The 24,251-nt window shown below is 70.2% G+C and carries 28 protein-coding genes; all 28 read right to left on the bottom strand.

Annotated elements, in window-relative coordinates; translation table 11 throughout:
- Positions 1–20: 20 nt before the first annotated feature.
- The 28 genes from IEY69_RS16425 to IEY69_RS16295 all read right to left on the bottom strand — a co-directional run bounded on the left by IEY69_RS16425 (position 21) and on the right by IEY69_RS16295 (position 24,210).
- Positions 21–209: a hypothetical protein gene (locus tag IEY69_RS16425; protein ID WP_189074227.1), complete on the bottom strand. Its 189-nt coding sequence runs from the start codon at positions 207–209 to the stop codon at positions 21–23.
- 36 nt (positions 210–245) lie between these two features.
- Positions 246–956 carry a PRTRC system protein B gene (locus tag IEY69_RS16420; protein WP_189074226.1) on the bottom strand — a complete coding sequence of 237 codons (711 nt, stop codon included), beginning with the start codon at positions 954–956 and terminating at the stop codon, positions 246–248.
- A 38-nt stretch (positions 957–994) separates the two neighbouring features.
- Entirely contained in the window at positions 995–1,984 is a 990-nt protein-coding gene (locus tag IEY69_RS16415; RefSeq protein WP_189074225.1) for a hypothetical protein, read from the bottom strand.
- A gap of 165 nt (positions 1,985–2,149) precedes the next feature.
- Entirely contained in the window at positions 2,150–2,377 is a 228-nt protein-coding gene (locus IEY69_RS16410) for a PRTRC system protein C (RefSeq protein ID WP_189074224.1), read from the bottom strand.
- A gap of 36 nt (positions 2,378–2,413) precedes the next feature.
- Complete coding sequence (locus IEY69_RS16405; RefSeq protein WP_189074223.1) at positions 2,414–2,674, bottom strand: hypothetical protein; 261 nt, start codon at positions 2,672–2,674, stop codon at positions 2,414–2,416.
- Between the two features lie 35 nt (positions 2,675–2,709).
- Positions 2,710–3,921: a hypothetical protein gene (locus tag IEY69_RS16400; protein ID WP_189074222.1), complete on the bottom strand. Its 1,212-nt coding sequence runs from the start codon at positions 3,919–3,921 to the stop codon at positions 2,710–2,712.
- Between the two features lie 43 nt (positions 3,922–3,964).
- Positions 3,965–4,174, bottom strand: coding sequence for a hypothetical protein (locus IEY69_RS16395; RefSeq protein ID WP_189074221.1), 210 nt, complete (start codon positions 4,172–4,174; stop codon positions 3,965–3,967).
- A gap of 63 nt (positions 4,175–4,237) precedes the next feature.
- Positions 4,238–4,489: a hypothetical protein gene (locus IEY69_RS16390; RefSeq protein WP_189074220.1), complete on the bottom strand. Its 252-nt coding sequence runs from the start codon at positions 4,487–4,489 to the stop codon at positions 4,238–4,240.
- On the bottom strand, positions 4,490–4,969 hold the full coding sequence (locus IEY69_RS16385) for a hypothetical protein (protein ID WP_189074219.1): 480 nt from the start codon (positions 4,967–4,969) through the stop codon (positions 4,490–4,492).
- A gap of 40 nt (positions 4,970–5,009) precedes the next feature.
- Positions 5,010–10,244 carry an N-6 DNA methylase gene (locus IEY69_RS16380; protein ID WP_229784042.1) on the bottom strand — a complete coding sequence of 1,745 codons (5,235 nt, stop codon included), beginning with the start codon at positions 10,242–10,244 and terminating at the stop codon, positions 5,010–5,012.
- A 411-nt stretch (positions 10,245–10,655) separates the two neighbouring features.
- Positions 10,656–11,507, bottom strand: a complete 852-nt coding sequence (locus IEY69_RS16375) for a ParB/RepB/Spo0J family partition protein (protein WP_189074218.1) — start codon at positions 11,505–11,507, stop codon at positions 10,656–10,658.
- Positions 11,508–11,542: 35 nt separating this feature from the next.
- Complete coding sequence (locus tag IEY69_RS16370; RefSeq protein ID WP_189074217.1) at positions 11,543–12,316, bottom strand: type II toxin-antitoxin system prevent-host-death family antitoxin; 774 nt, start codon at positions 12,314–12,316, stop codon at positions 11,543–11,545.
- 100 nt (positions 12,317–12,416) lie between these two features.
- The gene (locus tag IEY69_RS16365) at positions 12,417–13,151 is read right to left on the bottom strand and encodes a hypothetical protein (RefSeq protein WP_189074216.1); all 735 of its coding nucleotides are present in this window, start codon (positions 13,149–13,151) and stop codon (positions 12,417–12,419) included.
- 104 nt (positions 13,152–13,255) lie between these two features.
- Positions 13,256–13,867: a 3'-5' exonuclease family protein gene (locus tag IEY69_RS16360; protein ID WP_189074215.1), complete on the bottom strand. Its 612-nt coding sequence runs from the start codon at positions 13,865–13,867 to the stop codon at positions 13,256–13,258.
- Positions 13,868–14,075: 208 nt separating this feature from the next.
- Complete coding sequence (locus tag IEY69_RS16355; RefSeq protein WP_189074214.1) at positions 14,076–14,480, bottom strand: hypothetical protein; 405 nt, start codon at positions 14,478–14,480, stop codon at positions 14,076–14,078.
- An 81-nt stretch (positions 14,481–14,561) separates the two neighbouring features.
- Complete coding sequence (locus IEY69_RS16350; RefSeq protein WP_189074213.1) at positions 14,562–15,674, bottom strand: hypothetical protein; 1,113 nt, start codon at positions 15,672–15,674, stop codon at positions 14,562–14,564.
- 46 nt (positions 15,675–15,720) lie between these two features.
- Positions 15,721–17,217, bottom strand: a complete 1,497-nt coding sequence (locus IEY69_RS16345; RefSeq protein ID WP_189074212.1) for a vWA domain-containing protein — start codon at positions 17,215–17,217, stop codon at positions 15,721–15,723.
- A gap of 76 nt (positions 17,218–17,293) precedes the next feature.
- Positions 17,294–18,814, bottom strand: a complete 1,521-nt coding sequence (locus IEY69_RS16340) for an AAA family ATPase (RefSeq protein WP_189074211.1) — start codon at positions 18,812–18,814, stop codon at positions 17,294–17,296.
- Positions 18,815–19,015: 201 nt separating this feature from the next.
- Positions 19,016–19,303 (bottom strand): hypothetical protein, encoded by a 288-nt coding sequence (locus IEY69_RS16335; protein ID WP_189074210.1) that lies wholly within the window; start codon positions 19,301–19,303, stop codon positions 19,016–19,018.
- Positions 19,303–20,124 carry a ParB/RepB/Spo0J family partition protein gene (locus IEY69_RS16330; protein ID WP_189074209.1) on the bottom strand — a complete coding sequence of 274 codons (822 nt, stop codon included), beginning with the start codon at positions 20,122–20,124 and terminating at the stop codon, positions 19,303–19,305. Before IEY69_RS16330 ends, IEY69_RS16335 begins: the two co-directional genes overlap by 1 nt.
- A gap of 146 nt (positions 20,125–20,270) precedes the next feature.
- Positions 20,271–20,558, bottom strand: coding sequence for a hypothetical protein (locus IEY69_RS16325; RefSeq protein ID WP_189074208.1), 288 nt, complete (start codon positions 20,556–20,558; stop codon positions 20,271–20,273).
- A 140-nt stretch (positions 20,559–20,698) separates the two neighbouring features.
- Entirely contained in the window at positions 20,699–20,821 is a 123-nt protein-coding gene (locus IEY69_RS22000) for a hypothetical protein (RefSeq protein ID WP_268243875.1), read from the bottom strand.
- Positions 20,822–20,897: 76 nt separating this feature from the next.
- A complete protein-coding gene (locus tag IEY69_RS16320; protein ID WP_229784041.1) occupies positions 20,898–21,419 on the bottom strand; it encodes a hypothetical protein in 522 nt (173 codons plus the stop codon).
- Positions 21,412–21,735, bottom strand: coding sequence for a hypothetical protein (locus IEY69_RS16315; RefSeq protein ID WP_189074207.1), 324 nt, complete (start codon positions 21,733–21,735; stop codon positions 21,412–21,414). Before IEY69_RS16315 ends, IEY69_RS16320 begins: the two co-directional genes overlap by 8 nt.
- A gap of 56 nt (positions 21,736–21,791) precedes the next feature.
- Entirely contained in the window at positions 21,792–22,226 is a 435-nt protein-coding gene (locus tag IEY69_RS16310) for a hypothetical protein (RefSeq protein ID WP_189074206.1), read from the bottom strand.
- Between the two features lie 315 nt (positions 22,227–22,541).
- Positions 22,542–22,970, bottom strand: coding sequence for a hypothetical protein (locus tag IEY69_RS16305; RefSeq protein ID WP_189074205.1), 429 nt, complete (start codon positions 22,968–22,970; stop codon positions 22,542–22,544).
- A gap of 40 nt (positions 22,971–23,010) precedes the next feature.
- On the bottom strand, positions 23,011–23,475 hold the full coding sequence (locus IEY69_RS16300; protein ID WP_189074204.1) for a DUF4326 domain-containing protein: 465 nt from the start codon (positions 23,473–23,475) through the stop codon (positions 23,011–23,013).
- Positions 23,476–23,517: 42 nt separating this feature from the next.
- Positions 23,518–24,210 (bottom strand): hypothetical protein, encoded by a 693-nt coding sequence (locus IEY69_RS16295; RefSeq protein WP_189074203.1) that lies wholly within the window; start codon positions 24,208–24,210, stop codon positions 23,518–23,520.
- Positions 24,211–24,251: the final 41 nt, after the last annotated feature.

Genomic DNA, 24,251 nt, shown 5'->3' with positions numbered 1-24,251 from the left:
CGGGCGGGGAACGGTCGGGATCAGAGCAACAGGGGCGCGAGTGGGCTGCTCTGCGCGGGACTGGCTCCGCTCTGCCTCAGGGTGACGGTCAGGCGTTTCAGGTCGGGGGATTGCAGGTCGGCCGCTTTGGGCGCGGGGATGACGCGCGTGCCGCTCGGCAGCAGGGCGCGCAGGGTCGGGGTGAAGTCGGGGCATGAGGGCTCCTCCATGCGCGCGTGGTGGCCCACCCCAAGGTGGGCCAGCCCTCACGCGAGGTCGGCCAGGGTCTTCCCGGCGTCCAGCAGCACGCCCTGCGGGAAGGCGCCCTGCGCCCTGGCCTCGGTCAGCAGTTCCTCGTAGCTGCGCCCCCAGTTCATGTACCGGTCGGTGCGGCTGGGTCCGGTGAACACCGACTGGAAGAACGCCGCTTCCCACTCGGGTTGCGTGTCCGGCGTGAAACGGCTGGGGTAGAGGGTGGTGCCGCGGCACACCTGCGCGGTGCTGAACATGTTCCAGTACGGCGCGTGGCACAGGGCCGTGTCCGGGGTGGGGCGCTGGTCGCCGCGCACGGCGTACACGTGCAGGCCGTCCCGGGACGCGGTGAACACCAGGCCGGGGTGCGGGACGGGCACGCCGCTCAGGCGCGCGATGGTGCGGGCGGCGTCGTACTTCGCGTCGAACAGCAGGGGCCGCTCGTGGGGCGGCACCCACCAGCACACGCAGTGCAACCCGGTGGCCAGCGTCGTCGGCGCCGTGAAGGTCAACCCAGTCCCGGCGGTGAAGTCCACGAGGCGCTGGTGGTCCTCGCGGCTGAGCAGCTGGCCCGGCCCGAGCACGTACCCCTGCGGCGTGTCGTGCACGGGATGTTTGAGGATCGCGCTGCGCTGATGGTTCCCGTAGATGAGCAGGGCGAGTTCCGGGGCGAGCGGGGTCGGCGTGCGCCGCTGCGGGGCTGGGGTGAGGAACACGTTGGCCATGCCCGTCGGGTGGCCCACCCCGGGGTGGGCCACGCCTGTCAAGTGCGCCTGCGGGCGGGGAGGCTCCGGTTGGCGAAGTCGAGCACGCCGACGCACTGCGCGGCGAGCTGCGCGACCCTCGGCGCGTGCTGGAGGTACGCCGCGAGCCGGTCGTGTCCCTCTCCATTCAGGCCGACCTGCACGCACCACTGCGGGCTGACGTTCCCGCACTCCCAGTGGTTCTGAAGGAACTCGTTCACGGTGTCCAGGCTCAGGTCGTCCTCGCGGCCCGTCACGGTCAGCAGCGTGTGCGGGATGGGGTCCTGCACGACGTCACTCCACTCGTCGTCGGTGGGTGGGAGGAACGCGTCGTCCGCGGCGCGCAACTCCGGCAGGAGCGTCAGGAGGGGACCCAGGGCGGGCATCCGGGGCAGCACGCGCTCCAGGCGCGCGAGGGTGTCCTCCAGGCTCAGCAGGGCGCGGAAGTACGGCCAGGGCAGCGCGTCCTGCACCTGTTGCCCGTGTGGAATGCCGAGGCGACGCGCGGCGCGCATGGCGTCCCGTTCCGTGAGGACCAGGTCCGGCCGGTCCAGGCGGTCAGGCAGCCCGTACTCCGCCAGGTGCTCCAGACTGAAGTGCTGCTCGCAGATGGCGGCCGCCGAGTGCGGGCCCACGACGGGCGTGACGCGGCTCGACCCGACCTCCAGCGCGAACAGCAGGCCCGGCAGCAGGTGCCGGTCCACGGGCCACAGGGCCGCGTGCAGGCGGTGCAGGTCCACCATGCACGACACGTCCGTCTCCCCCCGGAAGTGCAGGAGGCCGCGTTCGTTCTGCACGTTCAGCGTCCAGCCGTCCGTGCGCACGCCGCTCAGGGCGCGCTGGAGGCGCTGGTCGAGCGGGCCGTCCGGCCCGGGGTCCGGGAGCACGGTACCCAGCAACGGGGTCACGAGCGGGACGGGGTCGTTGAGCAGGCCTTCCTCGTACATCCGCTCGGCGGCGTCCAGGTCCGCCTGCAGCACGAGGGGCCGCACGCCGGCCAGGGAGGGCACGGCGCGCGGCAGGACTGGGGTGGTGTGGCCTACGGCAGCAGGGGGACCTGGGCGGGCCTCGGTTCGGGCGCGCCCCGCGTGGACTTCAGGGCGCGGCGCAGCGCGTCGAGTGCCCCGGACGGCCCCTGACGGGGCACGTCCAGCACGAGCGGCGGTCGGCACGGCTCAACCTTTCCGGCCATAGTTCTTGATGAACTCCGTGGTGACGGTCCCGGCCTTGAGGTCCGTGACGGGGCTGCCGATTCCGGCGGTGGTGAGTTCCGGGTGCTGCGGGGCGTAGAAGCCTTTGACCTGTTCGGGCGTCATGTTCGGGTTGGGGTCGTCGAGGACCTGATCGCCGAACTTGAAGACGCGCTTGAGGGCCTGGGGTTGACCGGGGGTGGGGTTCGTCATGCATGCCGCGTGGCCCCCGGGAGGGGGCCAGCACTGTCATTCGGGGGTCGTGTGGAACACGACGGGAAACCCGTCCTGCTGCGCGGCGTCCATCAGGGCGTCCAGCCAGTGCAGGATGCCGTCCAGGTCGTCGGCGTGATGGAGGGCCAGGTCAGCGGCTGAGGTGCACTCGTACTCGGTGAGGAGCGCCCTCGCGGAGCGGATGCTGGCCACCTCGTTCGCCAGGACCTCTTTCTGTTCGGCGAGGGCGGCCCAGTCGGTGCGGGTGAGGGCGGCGTGCAGGTGAGGCAGGGTCATGACGGCCGCGTGGCCCCCACAGGGGGCCAGGGCTGTCAGAAGAGGCGCTGCTCCTCCTTGAGCGTCATCTCGATCACCTGGGGTTTCCCGGCCTTCACGGTGATCGTCTGGTTCGCCGTGGCGTGCTCGGCCGCCTGCGCGTTCACGACCCACGTGCCGGGCGCGAGCAGGACCTCGATGCCGTGGTGCAGGGCGATGACCGTGTCGCCCTTGGTGGCTTCGAGCGCCGCACTCTGCGGGGTGACGTTCACGGTGACGCGCGCGCCCTGCTGCTCGGTGAAGTCGTGCTCCTTGTTCAAGTGCGTGCCGAGCGTCTTTTTCACCTCCCCGAACGTGGGGTGCGTGGCGGTAATCTCCAGGGTGCCGCCCAGCGGGACGTTGTTCTTCCCGACCACCAGGGGCACGTCCTTGCCGCCCAGGGTGCCCTTGAGGGTGGTGCCCTCGGCGGCTTTCAGCGTCAGGACGCTCGTTTTCGCCTTGGCGGGGGTGGGGGCGGGCTTGTCGGTCGCCTTCTTGTTCGCGGCCTGCTGACGCTGCGCGGCCTGCTGGGCGACGCTGAAGGCATCCCGGCGCGCCCCGGCGTAGCCCTGCATGGCGGTCACGAGGTTCGCGTCCATCCAGTCGGGCGTCTCGGTGAGCACGAACGGCACGGGGGCCGTCTCGCCGGGGTGGGGTTTGGGGAAGATGCCGATGGTGACGTCCGTCCCGACGCGGAGCAGCTGGAAGGTGAGTTCCCCGCCGTCGGCGAGCAGTCCGGCGAGCTGAGCGATCAGGCCGCTGTGCACCGGGGCGGCGAGCGTGGCGGTGGGCGCGGGGGCGTCCTGCGCGTCGCGGCCGGGGTCAGCGGCGCCGTCCTCGGGCGCGGGGGTCGCGTCGGGCTGAGCCTCGAGTTCCGGGGCGGGTTCCGCGGCGGGCGCGGGCTGTCCCTCGGGCTCTGGGGTGGGCTCGGGCTGAGCGACCAGGGCGGGCTGCGTGACTGGGGCAGGCTGCGTGACTGGGGCGGGGGGCGTCGCTTCCCACGGGGCCGCTTCAGGTGCGGCGAACAGCCCCTCGATGTCCGCCAGGAACGCCAGGTAGTGCATGCGGCTGGCGTCCTTGTCGGGGTGCTCCCGGCTGACGCGGCGGAAGTCGTCCTCTAGGGCGGTGCCCTTGACCGACTCCCAGAGTTGGGCGGCGCGGGCCTTGTCGTCGGGGAGGATCGGGGCGTGCTGGGCGGAGGGGACCGGACGGGGCTGGGTATAGGTCATGACGGCGACCTGGCCCACCCGGCTCCCGGGTGGGCCACTGCTGTCAGGCGGGGTCGAAGTCCGTTCGCGTGAGCGGCCGCGAGATGCCGTCCACGGACACGATGAACTCCGCCGGGGTGCCGAATTCGGGTTGCGCGGCGTACATGTACTGCAGGTGGCCGGGTCGTCCGCGGCACTCCAGGATGCGGCACTGCGGGCCGACGGTCACGGTGTCGCCCGCGTTCAGGCCCTCCAGGGTGGTGAGTCGCTGCATCAGCTGAACCTCGTGCGTGTGGGCATGACGGCGACCTGGCCCACCCGGCAGCCGGGTGGGCCATCACTGATCAGCTGGGGGGAGCGGGTCGAAGTGTTCGCGTTCGAGGGGCGTGAGGAAGCCCCGGATGTCCAGCACGTATTCGGCTGGGGTGCCGCACTCGGGCCGCGCAAGAAACATGAAGTCGATGATGCCGATCTCCCCGTGGCATTCCGGGTGCGGGCAGCGGTCGTTCACGAGGACCAGGTCGCCCGCGTTCAGGCCGTCCAGGGTGAAGGTTGTGGGGGCGTCACCGGGCGGGTCCTGGCCGGGCACTCAGTTCAGCCCCAGGATGGCCCAGTCGCGCGCCTCGGCGAGCGCTTCACCCGTCAGGTCGCCTTCCAGTTGTGCACGCGCTCCGCCACTGAGGTCACTGGAGATCCCGCCGATCGTGCGGCAGGCCAGGACCTCCCCGGCGGCGTTCGTGACCCGGCACGTGACCCGCTGGACGTGCCACGTGACACCGCACAGGGCCCGGCGGCGCGCGGCGCGCATCACGTCCGTCCGCGCTTCCCGCAGGGCCTGTTCAGGCGTGAAACCCAGGAATGTGATCCGCACGCGGGCCTCGTCCGCTTCACTCCAGGCGGGCGTGAAGTGCAGGCCGTCCCGGATGGGCACGCTGGTGGGTGTGGGGTCCGGGGTGAGCGTCCCCAGGTTGTGGTCGGCTATGTGCTCCTGCTGTGGGTCGGGCGTGCAGGTCAGGGTGGTGCTCAGGGGCGGCTGGGGCTGCTGGAAGGAGATCGTGGAGGTGTGCATGATGCCCGCGTGGCCCCCTGCTGGGGGCCAGAGCTTCTGATCAGATGGCCGCGAGGAGCAGCTGATCCATTCGGGCACGGACTCGGGGGTCGTGCTGCCGCAGGAGCGTGCGGGTCTGCGCCGCGCGGGTGGAGTCCGGGAACACCAGGGTGACCATCCGCACGTCCCGCTCGGCGCGGTACTCGACGATCACGAGCGGGCACCCGTCCACCGCGCCGGGCGTGAGCGTGTCGCCCTGGATGGCGTACACCTGTGCGGGGCGGGTGGGCAGCTGCTCGGTGACGGTCAGGCCGTACCGCAGGCGCAGCGGGGGCCGCTGGGCGGTCCGGACGGTGGGCGCGGGGCGCGGGGTGGGCGTGGTCTCCACCGGGTCCGCGGCCGCGACCAGCGGAACAGGCTGGATCTCCGGCACCTGAGCCGTTTCCTGCGCCGGGGCGGGCTGAATGGGCGCCGCAGGCTGAGTCGGTACCTGGGGCGCGACGTCGGCGCTCAGGATGCGCTCCTGAAGTTCGGCGCGCAGGCGGGTGAGGCCCTCAGCGCCGTACGCGCCCTCCGCGCGGGTGGGCTGCACGTGCCGGGCCCTGGCGAGGTCCACGGGCGCAATGAGGTCCAGGTTCCCGCCGACGTCCGTGACGCGCACGCCCGTGTCGCCACCGCGCAGGTCCCGCACGGTCACGGGGTTGCCCTGGTGCTCGAACGTCAGCCCGGCGTGGATGGGCAGGCCTTCCACCCATAGGATCGGCTGCTGAAGGCGGGTGAGCGCGGCCATGGGGTTCGCCGCAGCGCGCAGGGCCTGCACCTGACCGTGCAGGCCGCGCAGGGCGGTCACGAGGCGATTGATGCCCGCGACGTCCTGCGTGCTCGGGCCGTGTTCACGGCCGCGGGCCGTCCGGTCGCGCTTCTCCAGCAGGCTGAGCGCTTCGAGGTACTCGCGGATGACCGTGAGGTCGGCGAGCAGGCTCGCGGCGTGACTTTCCGCCTGACGGGCTTCGCGCTTGGTGCGGATGGCGTGCCGGGTGGCGTCCGGGTCGCGGCTGAGCATCACGGCGAGTTCCTCCCCGTCGAAGCCCACGTCGGTGTTCTCGCAGCTGGTGAGGGTGGGGTCGAACACCTGCTGCGCCCAGCCCTTCTTGCCCATCATGTTCTGGAAACGGATCACGTCGAAGCTGCCCCGGGCGAAGTACACGTGGTTGCGGATCTCCTTCACCCAGGTGCCCTGACGGCGGCCGCGTCCGATGCGCTGCACGAACGCCATGTGGTGATGCGGGTAATCAAGGTGATGGAGGTCGGTCGCGCCCTGGTAATTGCCACCCTGTTCGATCACGCTGCTACCGATGACGCAGGTCAGGACGCCACGTCGGAATCGGCGCTCGACGGTGAGGCGTTCGCCGCCCTGGTGGGTGCTGGCGGTGATGATCTCGATTTCACCGGCGGGATACCCGGCCGCGATGAGTTGATCGCGCAGGGCCGTGTACGTGAGGCCGCCTTCGCCGCCGGTGTACATGAACACGACGTTCCGGCCCCCCTGGGCGCGCGCGGCCAGGCACGCCTCGACGCACGCGGCGAAGCGGGCATTCGGAGCCTGGACGTTCATCAGCGGGGGATGCAGGGTGAGCTTGCTCAACCGGGAGAAGATCGAGAACAGGTGCTTCTCCCCGTCGCTCTCAGCCTCGCTGATGGTGGCCTGCTCCGCGTCGTACGCGTCCTGCACGACCGGGTGCAGATCGAACAGGTGCTCGACGGTGGTCAGGGGCGGCAGGGGCATGCCCACGCGGTCGTGCATCTGGCAGGTGTCCTCCGTCTCCCGGATGACGTGCTGGCCGATGATGGCGCGCAGCTCATCGAGGTTCCGGAAGCCCACGACGCACGAGCGGAATTCCACGTCCCCTTCCGGGAGGGTGATCAGGCGGGGTTCGATCACGCAGAAGCGGGCGGTGAAGGCCTGCACGTTCGTGATGCCGTACGCGGGCAGGGCGTCGGTCACGAGGGAGAGCATGTTCCAGATCTCCAGCGGGCTGTTCGTGAACCACGTGGCGCTCAGCGCGACCGTGCACCCGCCGCGCTCGCGCACGAAGCGGGCCTTGTGATTGCCGTCCAGCGCGCGGTTGCTCTCCCCTCCCCCACCCAGGAACTTGGGGCTGCTGTCGCCGTACACGGCGGGCGCGGCGTAGGTGTTCTTCAGGGCGTGCGCCTCGTCCCACAGGACCGCGTCGATGCCGAGCGCTTCGAAGGGCACGTCGGTGCTCGTGGCGACCTTCACGCGTCCCAGGTGCCGCTGCGTGAACTTCTCAGCGGTGGCGAGCGCGCGGTGCCCACCCATTTTCCGGTGCCGCTCGTCGAACGTGGTCGTGGTGGCGAGTGCGCTCATGAGCGTCTCGTCCTCCCGCACGAAGCGCTTGCGGGTCTCTTCGAGCATGGGGATCATCTCGAACGCCTCATACGTCATGATCACGAGGTCTGGGGGGCTGGTCAGCAGCGCGGCGATCTTCGCGCGGCGGCGGTCCCCGGTGTCGGTCAGGACCCTGGGCTCACCGTCCTCGTCCAGCGCGACACTGCCGTCCGGCGCGCGGACGGGTTCACCACCGATCACGCTGACCCGCAACCCTGGGAGGGCCGTGGCGGCGTTCATCACCCAGTCCCCGAGACGGGAGAGCGGCACGACCACCGACGCGAGGCGCGCCCGGCCGGACTGGAGAAGCAGTTCAGCCAGCATCAGCGCGCTCAAAGTTTTCCCAAGCCCAACTGAAAAGTCCATGATGACGCCGTCCATGCGCGCGGCGGTGCGGACGTGCCCGGCCTGGAAGGGATGCGCGAGCGGCCCCTGGTACCGGGGCAGCGTCAGGGGGCGCATGTCGGGCGTGGCGGTCAGCAGGCCGTACCGGTGCTCGTTCAGGGTGAGTTCCACCGTGCCGACGTGCTCGCTGCCGAGCAGCCACGTGCGGAAGTGCGCGGCGAGCTGCCGTTCGAACTGCACCGCGCGGGCCTGGTGCGCGTGGCGTTCGGCGGTGATCTGCTCGGGCGTCTTCACGTCCTGATTCACGACGGGTTCGACCGGCGTGCGGAAGTTCAGGTAGGCCTCCAGTTCCCGCACGCGCCCGGCACTGATGGCTTGCCGTTCCTGCCGCGCGAGCTCGTCGTCCAGGGCGTTGCGCAGGCGCAGGGTGACGCCGTGCTCACCGCGGACCGCCTGGATGAGGTTCACGGGCGCACCATCGGCGTCCCAGGAGTTGCGCTTGATCGCCACGCAGGTGCCCAGGTTCGCGTTCACCCAGTCCGCCAGGACGTGCTCAGGGATCAGCGGGTCGCGCGCTTCGAGCGTCATGTCCGTGATGTCCACCCACAGGGCGCGTTCGCGGCAGGTCTGCGCCTGCTGCAGGAGCGCTTGGCGCTCGGTGCCGGTGTGATCGGCGGCCAGGGTCTCGGCGAGGCGGGCTTTCTCGTGCGCGCGACCCCGGTAGTACGTGCTGCTGGCCTCCCAGGTGTGCCCGGTGAAGGCGTATTGGGCAAGCAGGTGTGCAGCCGCCTCCCCGTCGGTGACGTGAGCGTACTGGGCGAGGGCGGCCACCGTGAGCAGGCCGTATGCTTCGAGCTGCTGGGCGACCTCGCCCACCGTGCCCGGCGTGATCGGAGGAGCCTTGACCGACACCTCCCGCAGCAGCGCGGGGACATCCCCGTTCGCTTCGACCAGGGCGTGCAGGGCAGGCGCGGATTTCGCGGCGCGGCGCAGCAGGGTGAGGTCGTACGCGCCGTGGGTGACCAGGTGCGCCTCATGGGCGCGCAGGGCCGCGTCCCGCGCGGCGCTCTGGTGGCGGCTGCGGGCGGCCGTGACGGCCTGGGCGACACTCAGGGCGCTCAGCACGGCGGGGTTGCTCAGGTGGGAGCCGTACTGCCAGTGCCCGCCCTGAAAGCGGTACGTGCCGCACGCGCTGATGGTGCCGTCCGCGATGGGATGGGCCGTGGGGCGCGCCTGGCGGGCACGAGCTTCGACGTCCGCGCCGAGCAGGGTCTGGATGGCGGCGAGCGTGCCGGGCAGCGTGAGGATGCTTTTCGCCCGGAAGTCCAGGTACTTGGCCAGTTCGTCCTGGTCGATGCGCAGCGGGCCGCTGTACATGGGGTCCCCGAAGCGGCCCTCGGTGATCTTGGCCTGGTGCCGGGGGGTGCCGAGCGGTTCGTACGTGGGCTGGAGCTTCCACTCTTTCCCACTGCGGTAGAACACGCCTTCACCGTCCACGAGCTGGCGCAGGGCGCCGTTGGCTGTCAGGCGGTGCTCGCGCAGCTGGGCCTGCTCGTCACTGGTCAGGGCGTGCAGGGCTTCGGTCACCCCGGCGTCGTGGCGGCGCAGGATCATCAGGACGGTGGTGACGCCTGCCCCAGCGGCCCGGAAGGCCCCCTCGGGGACGGCGCTGAGCAGGACGGGGTGCGCGAGGTCGATCAGGGCCTCCCGCTGCGCGCGGTCACCGTCCAGGCGGAGCATGCTCTCCGGCACGACGACGGCCATGACGCCGCCGGGAGCGAGGCGGCGCAGGCCTTCGAGGACGAAGTACCAGTGCGCCTGGCGGAGGTCGGGGCGGTGCAATCTTGCCTGGGCGCCGCGCGTGCCGAAGGGCGGGTTGCCGATCACGAGATCGAACGGGGCATCCTCACTCTGCGTAGCGTACGTCTCGAACGGGACGTTCCAGATGGTCGCGTGCGGATGCAGGGCCTGGGCGACGGCCGCGCTGGTTTCGTCGAGTTCCACGCCGACCACTTCGCTGCCCATGGGCGTGCGGGCGATGAAGGCCCCGCCACCGCAGCTGAATTCCAGGACGCGCCGGGTGCTCCCGATCCGCTGGCACAGCTTGAACGCCACGCGAACCAGGGCTTCCGGGGTGTAGAAGGCACTCGTGCTGGCGCTGTGCTCGCCGAGGCCGCCTTCACCACTCCAGGCGCGCAGGGCGGCGTGGTCGGCGGGGGTGACGCCGCGGGCGAGGATGTCGCGGACGGCCTGGTTGGCCTTCAGGCGAGCGTCCGTACTGACGGTCGGCAGGGCTTCCACCCCGTAGCGTTCGGCAGTGGCGGCGGGGGCGTACGTCGGCGCGGAGCGCATCCGGAAGGCCTCGAGCGCTGGATCGGCCGTGACCACAGCGGGGGCGGCCTGAGTGGGGTGTGCGGCGCCCTTGCTCTTGACCTTGCCCTGGCTGGCCTTGCGGGCAGGCTGGGCTGCGGGCGTGACGGCATCGAACAGGCTGATCAGTGACATGTGCCCGACTGGGCCCGTGACCTGGTCACGGGCCATGACTTTTCTTTTTGACTAGTCCTATGGTGTCCAGATGCAGAGCGTCTCGTTGAGGCACCATGCAACTGGGCTGCTGTCAGTGCGCGATGCTCGCTGGTTCCCGCAGCAGACAGGCATGGACTCGGCTGAACTGTTCCGAAGCCTGAATATCAATATTCAAGGCGCCACCGACCGTCGTCGAGGCGCCGAATATTGATATTCAGGCTCATTACCCTGCCTGTCTGCCTATGTCAGCAAGAGGCACCATGCAACTGGGCTGCGGTCAATGCGCGATGCTTGCTGGTTCCCGCAGCAGATAGGCATGGACTCGGCTGAACTGTTCCGAAGCCTGAATATCAATATTCAAGGCGCCACCGACCGTCGTCGAGGCGCCGAATATTGATATTCAGGCTCATTGCCCTGCCTGTCTGCCTATGTCAGCAAGCGGTGGAGCGCCTCGATGAGCCGCTCCGCCTCGACCTTCTGATCTGGCGAAAGTTGACTCAGACGGCGCTGAGAAAGGCGCCGCTTCACCGTCGCCAATGTGTCCGCAGCAGGTAGGGGGGCCAGGGCGCGGATGCGAGCGTGCAGCTCGGCTTGCGACAGGCGTAATTCAATGGTGTCCTGGACCAGCCCACTCTGATGTTCAGCGGGTACCCTGGCGATCACGATGGCCTTGCTGTAGGCCAGAGCACCACGCTCAACCTCACGCCGAATCACCTCCGGAAGCGTGAGAACCGGGAGCCCATTTACCACAAAGGACCGCCACTGTTCCCCGCCCAGCTGCGCAAACAGTTGCTCGACAACGAGGACGTCGTCAGCATGTTCATCCGGCTGTGACCGGAGCCGCTTCATGTGACCCGGCACGTCGTCGGCAGACAGACCGAGCACTGTGGCCAGCAGGTGCACCTTCGCGCGCACTTCTTCAAAACGGTTCAGGTCCGAGCGTTGGAGATTTTCCAGGGCGGCCACAACTGGGAGTTCCACCTCGCTTACCGCTTTGACCATCGCTGGAATGGTGGTTTTGCCCGCCATGAGGGAGGCCCGGTACCGCCGCTCGCCAAAGACGATCTCATAGCGCGCGCCGACAGGCCGGACGAGGATGGGTTGCAGGACGCCCTGGGCCTCAATGCTGCGCGCCAGATCCGCGAGGCCATCCTCATCGAAGTGTCGGCGAGGCTGATTCGGGTTGACGTCAATCCTGGAAAGCTCAATCGCGTCAGGGTGCACGCTCGCGGCTCCAGGCGCCGAGTAGTCCCGTGCGCGGTCGAGCACGGCTGTCATACGGTCGCCTCCACGCCCTCTCGGAGAAAACTTGTTCATGCGTCCCCGCCCATGACCGCCAGGAGCTCATGCCACAGCTCCTGGAATTGCGCGAGTTCGGACGGCGCGGTTCCGAACCCTTTTTCATACGCTGCGAGCGAGCGGATGACGGTGGAAAACCTGGGGTGATGATCAAGCGCGGCGTTCGCTTCGTGCGCCATGCCTTTGCGGGCATCGAAGCGGTTGAGCAGGATGGCGTAATTGAACTGGGGGAGAGCTGCCTCAAGATCAGCGAGTAATTCGAGCGTCGTCCCCAGGCGGTCGAGATCCATAGCCGTCGGCAGGACGGGCACCAGTACGACGTCCGCGATCGTCGCAGCACTCTTCAGAATTTCGCGGTTGTTGGGTGGCGTGTCGATGATGACGATAGTGCCATCCTTGGACAACTCGCGGGCTTGACGCATCAGGCTGTTCCGGTCCGCCGCCACCACTTTGAAGGGCAGACTCAGGTTCTCAGCGTTGGCATGCTGCTGCCACCGGAGTGCGCTCACTTCCTCGTCGGCATCCAGCACGATCACGCGTTCCCCGGTGGCCGCAATGGCGGCAGCGAGGTGCATCGTGATCGTGGTCTTCCCGACGCCCCCTTTCAGGGAATTCAGGGCCAGAATCCGGGGCGCACGCTCTGGCGCTACGACCGTGCTGGGCACGATGGTCGCCAGCGCCTCCCCGTGCCGCGTGACGGTCACAGGACGGCCTGTCTCCTTGACCTCGCGCAGTACTTCCGGGAGCTCTTCGCGGAGGGAGCGCACGCCGAGTGTTTTGTTCGCCATGCCTCAAGTGTACACGTGTGTACACAACTGTCAATGCGGGCGGCAGGCCGCGAAGTCCAGCGAGCGCCGATCACCCCACCCCGAGGGATGAACTGATGGTTCAGAACAGGCCCTCGGTGCCGGGCTGCATCTCCCCCCACCGCGGCGCGGCGCGGCGCCGCTCCCGCCAGCGCGCCACGCGCGCCGGGTCCAGCAGCAGAGCCCGCAGGTCCGCCGCGCCCAGCAGCTTCTCGTCCGCCGCGCCCCGCAACCACGACCCGATCTCCCGCGCGCCCCGCTCCACGCCCCGGAAACCCACGTACGTGCCGTCCACGCTGTCGCAGTGACAGAAACTCAGGTGCCGCACCCGCCGCGCACTGTTCACGCGCCCCACGTGCGTGCCCAGCCCCTCGTCCGCCGCGCGTTCCAGCAGCGCCGCGCCCACCGCCTCCCGCCAATCGTCACTGCCGCCCAGGAAGGCCACGTCACACAGCGGGAACTCCAGGTCCTCCGCACCGTCCTGAAGGCAGTACGCGAGCGGGAAGCCCAGCTCGGCGAGGTCCGGCGCGGCCGCGTGGAACGCCGCGAGGGTGCTGCGCCCGCACCCGGGCACGTCGGGAACCACCACGAACCGGCAGCGCTCCATCAATGCCGGATCGTGGACGCGCCGCAGGTGCTGGACGAACTCGTCGTAGTGGAATCCGTGCTTGCTCAGCGCGTCGCAGTCCGACGCCCAGGGGCGCTGGGAGGTGAGGATGCTGCCCAGGCCGCCCACGCGCGGCCCGGTCATCACGCCGATGTCCGGGTGGGCGTCCAGATCGTCCAGATCACTGCTGGTACTCGCGAAGTACAACATGGGCACTGGCGGGGCCGATCCGCTCTGCGGACCGGCCACCCCTGGCGGCCCTCAGGGGAACGGGGCCGCGATGGCGGCCACGTCCCTGGGACACACGTGAGGCATTACCAGCGGGGCGGGACGGTCCGGGTGGGACAGCGTTCCAGCAGCGCGGCCGTGACGGCCTGCAGCGCGCGCGCGTGACTGAGCGCACTGGACGGGTCGATCTGCGGTGTCTCCACCGTGTACCCCATGCCGGGCAGACTCGGCAGGTACCGCGCATACGGATTCAGCGTGCGGTCCTGCTCGTCCACGAGCGCCTGAAGGTCCAGTGGCGTGAGGGGCGGCGTGCCTGGTGGCAGGCTGGCCGTGACGGCCGCCGTGATGAAGCGCCCGGCCCACGCGATCAGGGTGACTGGACCGGCTGACTGCAGGACCTCCAGCATTTGCGGGTACACCTGGGTGAAGGGTGGCTCGCTCGCGAGGTCAAGAGTCGTGAGGCCATGCCGCCGGTACGCACCTCCCTCGATGGGCCCGAGTGGTTGGGCGCGCCAGACGTGCTCGCCGGTGGGGGTGATCAGGGCGAGTTCGATGACCTCGCCGGGCAGGCCGGTGGTGAGGACGCCCACGAATGCGAGGGGCGCGCCGGGCAGCACGCCATGAGTGTGGAGGGCGTCCGCGTAGAGGGTCATGCGCTGCGCGGCCTGTTCTTCGAAGGTTTTCGGGATCTCGGTCATGAGGGTCTCCTTGTGGAAGGTCGTTCCATGCAGGACGTGGCCGCACGCGGTTCGCGTGCGGCCTGTGGTGGGATCATCGGTGGGGGAGGCGTGGCTGGTGCGGGCTGGGCCGGTGGGGGAGACTGCGGGGGGCACGGTGCGGGGCGCTCTCGCGGCGGAGTCGGGTGGGGTGCATGACCCTGACCTGGCCTCCGCCAGGAGGCCACGCCTAGAGAGGCGGCAGGCCGAGCAGATCGCGCAGGTTCAGGTTCAGTTTCGGGACGGCCTCGTCGTACGCCTCCCGGGCGAGTCGTTCCGCTTCCTCCATGCTGGTCGCTTCCCCAGTCGCGGTGCCGTTGTGGAAGACCGCGCCCCGGCGCACGAGACCGCGCAGGGTGCGGCGGTGCAGGGCGCGCTCCACGCGCTCCCCCTGGATGGCCACCCGGTACGCGTCAGCCCGTTCCGTATCCTGCACGGTGGTCAGGACTTCCAGCCCGAGTTTCTCCACCTCGGCGGCAGTGCTGGGGACCATCCAGACGCGCTGCGCGGGGTACATGGCGCGCAAGGCGTCGACGATCGCCTCGCCGATCGGCCAGCGGTACGCGGCACACACGGGTCCATCCTTGCTGGTCATCACCTTGATCATGCTCAATGAAGAGCAACACGCCCCCCACCATGTCAAGTGGGGGGCATGGGAGCGGAGTTCAGACTCGCTTCAGGAGCGGGCCATCAGGGGCCAGCCTGCATAATCCTGCGTGACGCCGAGCAGAGGCGTGAGGCGCGCGGCGTGCTGCACTTCCAGCTGCGCTGGCCAGAGGGCGATGGAGTCCGGTTCCACGTCCTGGTGCTGCTCAGCGTGCAGGACATCGGCCAAGGCCAGCACCCCGGCGCGGCCGAGCACGTCGCAGAAGTCGCCCTCCGCCAGGGCGGGGATCTGCCGCACGCGGGGCGCACCCACCCGGAACGCGAGGTCCTGGATGCGGGCCCGCATGCGCTGGCCGCTCTCGTCCGCGTCGGCGTACACCCACACCTCGCGGTCCAGGCCGTCGAGGAAAGGCGTGGTGTCCGTGCCGGGCAGGCCCTGCACGTCGAAGTCCAGCCCGAGTTCGCGGATGACCCGCCAGGCCGCGGCGGCGTTCAGTTCGCCCTCGATGATCAGGAGGCGGCGGGCCTGCCCGTACCGGGGGTTGCACCAGGCGGGCGTGCCGTGACCAGGCACCATGACGCTGTACTTGCTGCGCGCCGCGCCGTGCACGCGCCGCTTGAAGTTCACGACGCGCCCGGTCGGGCCGCGGACGGCAAAGACCAGGTCGTTTCCCAGGGCCGCGACGTCAAGTTCGCTGGGGGGCCACAGGCCGCGACGGGCGAGGTCTTTCGCCGCCGGGTGGTCCTCGTGCAAGGGGGAGAGTCGCCGACGGAGCGCCTCGGCCTCCCGGTGCGTGACAGCCCGCAGGTCGGCCAGCGCCTCCCGGGCCACGGCGAGGACGTCCACGGGGGGTTTCTCCGTGGCGGTGCTGGGCGTGAAGCCCTGATCGGGCGTGCCGGTGAAGCGGAGGAGTTCCGCGCGGGCGTCCGGGCCGCTGAAGCCGAGGCTGAGCAGGAAGGTGTAGGCGGTGCCGCTCCCGGCGTTGCGCCCGCGCTTCTTCCACATCCACGTTCCGGCGCGGTTGCGCCAGACGCTGAAGCTGGGGTCGGCTTCCTGCATGCCGGGGCGGGGATCATGGATGGTGCCGCCCTTGGTGCCGAGGCCCCGGGCGGCCGGTGCGCCGCAGTGCGTGGCGATCAGGGCGCGCAGGTCGCAGGCATCGATGGCTGTGGTGAGACTCATGCGCCTCCCGTGGCCCAGCCCACTGGCTGGGCCACTCCTGCCGGGTTCACCGGAGGAGGGTGCGCAGGAATGTCAGGACGTGCGTGGTGAGCTGCGCCGGATCGGTCATCAGGACGCAGGGTCCGAACGTACGCTCGTAGGCGGCCGCGACGTCCGGCTTCACGTCGAGCAGGATCGGCACGACGAGGCCGTCATGGCGCGCACGCAGTTGGGCGCACTGGGTGTAGTCACGCTCCATGAGGGCGCCGTCGCTGAGGATCACGGTGACACTCCGCCCTGGCAGTACGGGGGTCCACAGGCCCTGGAGCGTGGGGGCGAGGCGGGTGTTGCCGTACGCTCGCAGGTCCGCCACGGCGTTCAGGGCGGCGGTGGGCAGCGTGGTCGTCTGAATGAGTGGCCGCGGATCATCCGCGAACGCGGTGGCCAGGATGGGCGTGCCACTCTGCTGCGCGGCCAGCGTCAGGATGAACGCCATGCGCCGGGCGTGCGTGAGGCGGTCCTGGTGATCCATGCTGCTGCTCACGTCGATCGCGAGTCGTAGGTGCGCTGGACCGGGACGCTTCGAGCCGACCTTCAGGTCGAAGGGGCGCTCGCTGCCCGTCTCGTGCCGGTCGTACCGGTAGCGGCCCCGGTCGCGGCTGGGTTGCACGCGGTCGGGCAGCGCCGGGGGGCAGAGGGCCGCAGCGAGGCGGCGGGCCTCTCCCTGCACCTGGGCCTGGAGGGACTCCGCGCGGGGGGTCACCTGCGGGTCCACCTCCGGTTTGAGCGGGCGGGGTTCCGAACCATGCAGGCGGCCGGGTCCATCTCCAGGTCCGCCCGGCAGGGTGGGGCCGGGCTCCGGTGGAAGGAGAGCCTGCCCACCCCCGTCGAGGAAGAAGCGGAACTCCTCGCGTTCGGGCGCCTGCTCGGGGAGGTTCAGGATCTGCAGGATGCGCCGGGCGGCGTCGACGACCGCGTCGTACGTGGGGGCGACCCAGGCCTCCTCCACGATCACTTTCACCTCGGGCCACAAGGCCGCGTCCGCCTGATCCGGCGTGAACGACCACGTGGGGTGGTGGGCGGTGAAGCGGTGCAGCAGGCAACCGCGCAGCACGTCCCCGCCCAGGCCGCCCTGCTCGATGGCGTGCGCGGCGTCCACGTCTGCCGCCAGCTGGAACAGCGCCGTGAGGTGCGGGAAGTCCACGGCGGTCAGGCGCTCCATGCGTTCGTCCTCGAGCATGTTCACGAGCTGGCCGTGCAGGCCCGCAGGCAGCAGGCCGGAGTGGTGCGTGTGCCCCGCCTCGTGCGCGATGAGGGATTCGAGGTAGGCCTGCTGGAACTCGTGCAGGTCCGCCGGGAGGCCGCGCACGTGCCGGGCGAGGTGCAGGGGCGGGTACGGGTACTCGGGGTTGCACACGACGACGTGGTTGACCATGTCGACGTACGCGGACGGTTCGCTGGGGGTGAGGGTGAGGCGGTACGTGGGGCGCCAGGAGTAGTACCGCCAGGCGTCCCACGCCCACTTCTGAATGCGGGGGGTCTGCCACCATTTTGGCTGGGTCATGCGTGCGAAGTGGCCCCCAGCGTCTGGGGGCCAGAACTCCCCACGTGAAGAAAGCCCCCCGGAGGGGGCCACCGCGTCACGCGGCCTTGTGCAGCAGGCCCTTGCGCAGCTGTTCCTCCAGGCGGGCCTTCAGGGCGTTCACGGCGGCCGGGTCGGGCAGGCCCTCGTCGGTCAGCTCGCAGCAGAACGGCGTGACGGTGACGAGCAGCGCCTCGCGCAGGGCGTTCGTCTCGGAGAGACCCGCCTGGACGAGGTCCTGCACTTCCGCGAGGAAGTTCAGAGTGACGCCGGTGTTCATGGGCCGGGCGAGCAGCTGGCCCTGGTCGACCGTCATGCTGCGCGTGGCGACCTCCAGGGCGTATGCGACGCGCGCCGTCCCAGGTGTGGCCGCCTTCGCGTAGACCGGCATGATGACCGCCTCGGCAGGGTACGAGACGAACATGACGCGCTGGAAGCGCCGCATGAGGGCGGGGTCGAGTTCGCCGCTCTGCGTGTACGAGCTGCCGGCGTTGGTGGTGCACAGGACGCTGAGCAGGCGGGTCGGGGCGTACAGGACTTCTCCGGCGCCAGGGAGATCCAGGGTGTAGTACCGCCCGTCGGGCACGTCGACGCCCAGCGTGGCTTTGAGTTCCGTGGCGCTGACGTCGTCGAGCAGGCCGATCAGGGCGTTGCGGTGGTACGCGTCCAGGCGGAGCAGCTCGTCGATCAGGAGGGTGGTGCGCGTGCCCTGCTGCGCGAGGCGCATGGCGCGGGCGAGCGGCCCATCCACCCAGCGGGCGCCCTGCAGGGTGGGGGAGATGAAGCCGATCATGTCGCGGTCCTCCAGGCCGGGGCGGCCCTTGAGGGACACGATGGTCGAGCCGGTGGAGAGGGCGACGCGCTTGCCGAGTTCGGTCTTCCCGCACCCGGTGGGCCCGACAAGTAGGGCGCGGATGCCGTACGCAGCGCGCCGGGTCAGGCGGCCTTCCTCGCTGAGATCCGCACCGGGCTCGCCGGGCTGGCGGGGGGACTGCCCGAGGAGGACCGGGGAATGCGTCCACGCGGCGGGGGCAGAGAGGGGCCCGGTGATCCAGGAGCAGGTGTCCGCGGAGAGCTTCCCGGTGTAGTACAGGGTGTCCAGAACGCGCAGGAGATCGTCCTTGAAGTCGATCTTGTGGCTGAGCGTGGCCAGGCGGTCCTCGGTGGTGGGGAGGGTGACCGCGTGCCGGTCGATGGTGTGCAGGAGGTTCCCCCAGCGTTCGGCGAGTTCGGTGTGCTTGGCCGCGAGCTGGGCTTCGGCGATCAGGAGGATGTACGGGCGTACGGTCTGCCCGGCGTTCACCCAGGTCGCCTGAGTGGGGTGGGAGGCCATGAGGACGGTCTGCTCATCCTTGTCGATGGTCTGCAGGGTGAGGGCCTTGGGGGTGCGTTCGGCCTCCACGCGGCCCAGCAGGACCTGCGCGACTGCTTCAGCCGCAGCCCAGGGGATCACGCGCATCCGGTTGGACGTGTCGAGCTGGCTGTGCAGATGCTGTGGGATCTGCACCCGGCCGCCCTTCCCGAGCCCAGGGAACTTCGCCGTCTTGAAGGCGAACACGCTGCTGGTGTTGATGGTCATGCTCGTGTCGTGGCCCACCCGCGGTGGGCCAGCGCTCAGTCCGGCAGTGCACTGAGCGGTTGGTTGCACGTCAGGCACGCCACATTCAGGCCTGGTTTCCCCCACACCTGGACCTGGAACGCAGTCTGAAGTTCCGCGTAGGTCTGCGGGGTGGGATTGGATTGCACAATCCACACCCTGCGGCTCGTGGGGGTGACGACCTCAGAGGTCGAGGGAGACGTACCCCGGACCATGTCGGGCCGTCACCGCGTCGTGGAGTTCGGGCATCTCCTCCGGCCGGAGGGCCATCAGTGTCCGGCCCTGCGCGTCGAACGCGGCGAGCGTGACGTCGATCACCGGACGGCGGTGACGGCCATGGGTGGTCAACCGTTCGTGCCGCACGACCCGCGTCGCGGTGGGGTACATGCGGCGAACGGCCGGGTAGAGCGACTCGTGCAGGGTGCCCTTCCGCGACCGGGTCTTCCGTTTCGAGCTCGGCGTGCGAGCCATCAGTGCACCACGGCGCGGTGGACGTGCGCCGCGTGCACGGGGGTCACGGGCGGCACCGACCCGGTGAGGACCTGCGTCAGGGCCTGCACGCTCACGCCCCGCCGTTCGCACAGCGCCCGGACTTCTTCGGCCAGGATCGTCTCTGGGGGCAGCAGGGTCGGCGGGGGCGGCGCCGCGGCCATCAGGCGCGCACCGAGGCTGCTGGCGCGGGCCACGGTGACCACCTTCAGCTGCGCAGCCGTGAAGGGCTTGCCCGCCTGGGCCGCCTCGCGGATCTCCCGCACGGCCCGGTCGGCGTGCACACCCCGGAGTTTCGCGGCGCGCTCGGCGACACTCAGGCTCAGGGTGCGCGTCCCGATCAGGTCCAGGACGTCGCCCGGCAGGTTCAGCAGGGACAGGCGGGCGCGGATGACTTGCACAGGAACGCCGGTGTTCGCCGCGATGCCCGCCTCGGTCAGGGTCTGGGTGAGTGTGCCGTACAGGCGGGCTTCCTCCACGGGGTTGGCACTGCGGTTGTGCACCCCGGCGATCACCAGCGCCCACTGCGCCTCGGTCAGTCCGGCGTACACGTCCGCCTGCACGTGCGTCCAGCCGAGGGACCGGGCGGCCGCGACGCGGCGGTTCCCGTCCCGGATGCGGTACTCGCCGCTGGGCAGGGATTCCAGCACGATGGGTTGGAGTTGCCCGGTGCAGCGCAGCGCACCCTTGAGGTGGTTGCTGGCGCCGTGGGTGTCCTCAGTGAGGTCGTCGAGGGGCACGGCGGTGCTGAAGGGCGCGGGCACGGTGACGCTGAGCAGGGGTGGGGGGGCATCGGTCGGCATACGAATGTCATGGCCCCCGGGTGTCCGGGGGCCAGTGCTACTCGAGTCCGGGTGCACCGCGATCGGCGGCGCGGTGACCGTCCAGGCGGAGTGCGTCGCGGATGCGTTCCCGGGTGAGGGTGAGGCGTGTGTCCAGTGACCTGCGCTCACCGCCCGTCCAGTTCAGTCGGTGGCCGTGGTGCAGACACGGGTGAACCGGATGTCACGGTGTAGAGGTATTCATCGTTTTTCCCGACGAAGAACGTGGCTCCTGGCACGAGCGCGTCGCGGGTGGCCCAGTGGCCGCTGACAGACTGGAAGCAGCTGCCGTCTTCCAGTTCGAATGTGCCGTTGCCGTAGTCGAGCACGGTGATGGGGTGGGGTCGGCCTGGGCGCAACACGTGACCGGCGCTGCTCACTCGCGCCCGCGTGACGGTCAGGGTGAAGCGTTCCATGCCAGGTGGTGTGGAAGGGACAGGCGCAGGTGGGTTCGGGTCAGGCATGACGGCCGCCTGGCCCCCAGGCATCTGGGGGCCAGGGCTGAGCGGGAGCGGGGGTCTCGCACTGGGTGTCCGGCGTGCGCCACCCCGGTCTGTTACTCCTGTGCGACGAAGACCGGGAGGCCGCTCTGTCCCGCCCGCTTCTCCCGGTCAGCCTGGATGGTGGGGTCGGGGTGCTGGATGACGGTGAGGGCCGTGATGGGCACGACCATGAACACGCCGAGCGCGTAGTCCGGGGCAGGGGAGAGGGGGGCCTTGACGGGGTAGGTGCCGTCCGCCAGGCGCCGCTGGCCGTCACCGGCGTTCGGCTGGACGTGCCAGCCCAGACCGATGCAGCCCTCTTGCGCCGTGTGCCCCTTCCCGCATGGGCAGGCGAAGCCGTCGGGGGTGGCCAGCGTGCTCGCGTTCGTGACGACGGCCCGCGGGTGCAGGAGGTACAGGCAACTCTGGGCGGTCCCCCAGGGGCGCGGTGCGACTGACCTTCCGACTGACGCCTTTGCGGCGGGCTTCCTCGATGAAGTCCGCCATCTCCGGGTAGGAGTCCGCGCCCACCCAGTCCAGCACGTGCGTGACACCATGCTCGTCCGTGAAGGTGCTGATGCCGATGGCACTCACCCCCATCTCCACCGGGTCGACCTCGAGGGGCAGGTCCATGAGGCGGTCCTCGATGGGCGAGCCGCCCCTGACCAGGCCGCACTCCAGGTACAGTTCCCCGGCGGTGCGTCCACTGCCGCACAGTCGGCGACCTCCAACTGCTTGAATTCCGTTCATGCAGGCGAGGTGGCCCCCGAGATCGGGGGCCAGGGCTTCAGTCATCCGTGTCAGGGATCGCCTGCCAGTCGTACGCGTGGCGAGGGTACGCGTCCAGGTGGGCGACGGCCGCCGTGAGAAACGCACCTCGGCAGTCCAGGGGAACGCACGTCCGGAACTCGAAGTGGAAGCCCTGGAAGGTGATGGTGCCCTCTGGCGTGGCGTCGATGCTGAGGCGTGGCCAGACGCTCTGCGCCGTGGCGTCCCGTGGGTGCATCTCGGTCCACATCAGACCGAACTGCTCGGCCAGCGCCTCTATCGCGTCGTCATAACTCTCGCGCAGGCGGTCCAGCTGCGCACTCAATGTTTCGTCCCCGGTCATGCAGGCGAGGTGGCCCCCGACGCAGGGGGCCAGCACTTCACGGGCAGGTCGCCGCGTCACGAGGGTCGTGCCACGAGCCGGATGGGCTGGTCAGCAGGGCGTCCCAGCAGGTCGCCGTGCATCCAGCGCCAGCTCACCTCGCCCGGGCTGCTCGCGTCCGCTTCGAGCAGAGCCCGAACGTCTGAGGGGAAGGTGCAGCGTGTGAGCAGTTCGCTGGACGTGCCGCCCTCTCCGCGGGAGAGGTGGACGTGCAGAAGGGGCGAGAGGACCTGGGCGCGCCTGAGCGACGCGTGCCGCTCGCCCCGAACGTCCCACGCCTGAGAGGGGGTGAGCACGAATGGCGTGGTGCCTTCCGCCCGTTCGAATTGTCCGAGGTCCCAGACACTCGTCCCGGCATATCCAGCAGCGCGCGCGGCCTGCAAGGCGGTCGTGACACTGGGGGCGTAGACGGCGCACTGCCAGGTGTTCGGGCCATCGGGGCCATCGGTCACGAGATCGAAGCGGCTGAGCATGGGAGGGACGTGGCCTGCGGGCGCAGGCCAGGACTGGAGCGGTGAGCGGGGGTCTCGCACTGGGCGTTCGGCATGCGCCACCCCGGTCCCTTCCCCTTCCGCGTGATGGAGGAGTGGGGCGATCCAGGGGGTCTACGACTCGTCGGCGCCCGATCGCCGCCCTCGCGCGCAGGCCGCTTGCGGACTGCGGGCAGCCACCCCCCGGCGCACTCCGGGCCTGGCGTCCTGGGGTGCGGTGGGCGCGCCGTGCGCCCGCCGCCGTCTCCGCCCACGCCCCGCCGGGCGCGTCGAGGTTCAGGGCTCGCCGGTGAGGTACGCGCTGAGCGGGGTGAGCAACGCGCCACGGATGGGGGCGATCACGTCCGCCCAGTCGCGGGGCGTGGCGGCCGCCTGCAGCTGATCGGTGAGGTCGTCGGCCGCCTGATCGGTGGGGGTCACGATGGTCACGCCGAGCACCTCGTACCCGCGTGGCGCCTGATCGTGCAGGTGGATGATCCACACGGCCCAGCCCTGCTGAGCGGCGCGGCGGACGTCGGCGGTGAACAGGCGGGCGGGGGCGCGGATGACCTGGCGGTCCTCGCGGGTGAGCAGGGCGAGGTCGAGGAAGCCGTGCCCGTCGGCGCGACCGAGGCCGTGGCCGTTCGGGGTGCAGTACTCGGCGGCTTCGAAGGCCGTCACCTCGAATGTCTCTTCCGGGGCGAGGGTCAGGGTGTACAGGTCCATGCCCGGCGCGTGGCTCCGGCCGTGCCGGGGCCAGGTCTGTTCAGCCGGGTACGGCAGCCCGTGCGGCGGTCGCGCGTCTCTCGATCAACATCTGGGCGTACCCGAGGATGGCCGTGCGGATGTGCTCAGCGTGACAGGGTCTGGGCGTGCACCAGCACTGGAGGTGCACGGGTCCCTGCGTGGCGAGGGCGGCAAGTCGCAGCACCGCGCGGCGTTGTGGGGTGTCCGTCCGGCACTGCTCCCGCAGGACGTGCAGGTACAGCGCAGCGGCTTCACCCTGCTCGAAGCCGAGGCATTGCAGGGCCCGCTGCGCCTGCTCACGCTCGGTGCCCGTGAGGTTCGCCGCGTGGATCAGGTGACTCGTCCACGCGGCGGCCTCTCCCGTCCAGCGGCCCCGTCCGATGACGGGCAGGGGGTTGCCGAGGACGCTGCCCCGGCCTCGCCCGACGTACTCGGTGTGGCCCGACTCGTGGTGATCGCCGAGGCGGCCGACGGTGATGATCATGACGCCAGGCTGGCCCCACGCGTGGGTGGGGCCAGGGCTGGGTCAGACGTACGGAGCGCGGCCGTGCGGCCACTCTTCACCCGTCTCCAGGGTGAGGGCCTGCGAGAGGAGGAGCACGGTGCGGGTGGCCGCGTTCCCCGGGTCGTACCAGCAGCCGTACGGGTACGGGTGATCGTGGCCGGTCGCGTCGAGCGCCGTCCGGGAGAGGTAGAAGGCGAGCGTTTCCGGGTCGGTGATGCTGGGTGTGACGTTCAGCGTCCGCCAGTCGAGCAGTCGCGCCTGCTTCTGGTTGCTGCCCGGCCCGACTGGAATGGGTGCAGGGAGCAGGGTGTGCAGGAGGGGATTCCAGGTGTTCACGGTGGCGAACAGGACGCCGCTCGTGGGTTCGAACAGGTGCCCGCTGGCGAGGACCGTGTCATCCCGAGCGCGCAGGGAGATCTCGTGTCCACCCTGCACACAGAGGAACCAGTCACCGCCCGCGGCGGGGAACTGCTGGAAGAACCGCGTGGCGAGTGGGGGGCCGAGCAGGGGGGCGACGCAGCGGTCCAGCTCCTCCGGGAGCAGGGTGGCCGCGTCCACCGTGACCCGGTCTCCCTGGAGGGTACCGAGGGCGCGGCCCGTCTCCGCGTCAAGGATCTGCCACGAGTCCTCCACGGCCCGGAGGGCGGCTTTCGCGGTGAGGCCGAGCAGGGTGAGGCAGGTCGTGGCGTGCAGGATGAGGTTGGGTGGGCTCATGCGCGCGGCCTGGCCCGCGGTGCGCGGGCCACGACTCGCTG

It is taken from the genome of Deinococcus sedimenti, from assembly GCF_014648135.1.
Lineage (GTDB): Bacteria > Deinococcota > Deinococci > Deinococcales > Deinococcaceae > Deinococcus > Deinococcus sedimenti.
This window is presented reverse-complemented; position numbering and strand designations above follow the sequence as displayed.

Excerpts from the sequence above, each read along its gene's own strand:
- IEY69_RS16425 (WP_189074227.1), bottom strand. The coding sequence starts at position 209 with ATGGAGGAGCCCTCATGCCCCGACTTCACCCCGACCCTGCGCGCCCTG.
- IEY69_RS16420 (WP_189074226.1), bottom strand. The coding sequence starts at position 956 with ATGGCCAACGTGTTCCTCACCCCAGCCCCGCAGCGGCGCACGCCGACC.
- IEY69_RS16410 (WP_189074224.1), bottom strand. The coding sequence starts at position 2,377 with ATGACGAACCCCACCCCCGGTCAACCCCAGGCCCTCAAGCGCGTCTTC.
- IEY69_RS16405 (WP_189074223.1), bottom strand. The coding sequence starts at position 2,674 with ATGACCCTGCCTCACCTGCACGCCGCCCTCACCCGCACCGACTGGGCC.
- IEY69_RS16400 (WP_189074222.1), bottom strand. The coding sequence starts at position 3,921 with ATGACCTATACCCAGCCCCGTCCGGTCCCCTCCGCCCAGCACGCCCCG.
- IEY69_RS16395 (WP_189074221.1), bottom strand. The coding sequence starts at position 4,174 with ATGCAGCGACTCACCACCCTGGAGGGCCTGAACGCGGGCGACACCGTG.
- IEY69_RS16385 (WP_189074219.1), bottom strand. The coding sequence starts at position 4,969 with ATGCACACCTCCACGATCTCCTTCCAGCAGCCCCAGCCGCCCCTGAGC.
- IEY69_RS16380 (WP_229784042.1), bottom strand. The coding sequence starts at position 10,244 with ATGGCCCGTGACCAGGTCACGGGCCCAGTCGGGCACATGTCACTGATC.
- IEY69_RS16375 (WP_189074218.1), bottom strand. The coding sequence starts at position 11,507 with ATGACAGCCGTGCTCGACCGCGCACGGGACTACTCGGCGCCTGGAGCC.
- IEY69_RS16370 (WP_189074217.1), bottom strand. The coding sequence starts at position 12,316 with ATGGCGAACAAAACACTCGGCGTGCGCTCCCTCCGCGAAGAGCTCCCG.
- IEY69_RS16365 (WP_189074216.1), bottom strand. The coding sequence starts at position 13,151 with ATGTTGTACTTCGCGAGTACCAGCAGTGATCTGGACGATCTGGACGCC.
- IEY69_RS16360 (WP_189074215.1), bottom strand. The coding sequence starts at position 13,867 with ATGACCGAGATCCCGAAAACCTTCGAAGAACAGGCCGCGCAGCGCATG.
- IEY69_RS16355 (WP_189074214.1), bottom strand. The coding sequence starts at position 14,480 with ATGACCAGCAAGGATGGACCCGTGTGTGCCGCGTACCGCTGGCCGATC.
- IEY69_RS16350 (WP_189074213.1), bottom strand. The coding sequence starts at position 15,674 with ATGAGTCTCACCACAGCCATCGATGCCTGCGACCTGCGCGCCCTGATC.
- IEY69_RS16345 (WP_189074212.1), bottom strand. The coding sequence starts at position 17,217 with ATGACCCAGCCAAAATGGTGGCAGACCCCCCGCATTCAGAAGTGGGCG.
- IEY69_RS16340 (WP_189074211.1), bottom strand. The coding sequence starts at position 18,814 with ATGACCATCAACACCAGCAGCGTGTTCGCCTTCAAGACGGCGAAGTTC.
- IEY69_RS16335 (WP_189074210.1), bottom strand. The coding sequence starts at position 19,303 with ATGGCTCGCACGCCGAGCTCGAAACGGAAGACCCGGTCGCGGAAGGGC.
- IEY69_RS16330 (WP_189074209.1), bottom strand. The coding sequence starts at position 20,124 with ATGCCGACCGATGCCCCCCCACCCCTGCTCAGCGTCACCGTGCCCGCG.
- IEY69_RS16325 (WP_189074208.1), bottom strand. The coding sequence starts at position 20,558 with ATGGAACGCTTCACCCTGACCGTCACGCGGGCGCGAGTGAGCAGCGCC.
- IEY69_RS16320 (WP_229784041.1), bottom strand. The coding sequence starts at position 21,419 with ATGACTGAAGCCCTGGCCCCCGATCTCGGGGGCCACCTCGCCTGCATG.
- IEY69_RS16315 (WP_189074207.1), bottom strand. The coding sequence starts at position 21,735 with ATGACCGGGGACGAAACATTGAGTGCGCAGCTGGACCGCCTGCGCGAG.
- IEY69_RS16305 (WP_189074205.1), bottom strand. The coding sequence starts at position 22,970 with ATGGACCTGTACACCCTGACCCTCGCCCCGGAAGAGACATTCGAGGTG.
- IEY69_RS16300 (WP_189074204.1), bottom strand. The coding sequence starts at position 23,475 with ATGATCATCACCGTCGGCCGCCTCGGCGATCACCACGAGTCGGGCCAC.
- IEY69_RS16295 (WP_189074203.1), bottom strand. The coding sequence starts at position 24,210 with ATGAGCCCACCCAACCTCATCCTGCACGCCACGACCTGCCTCACCCTG.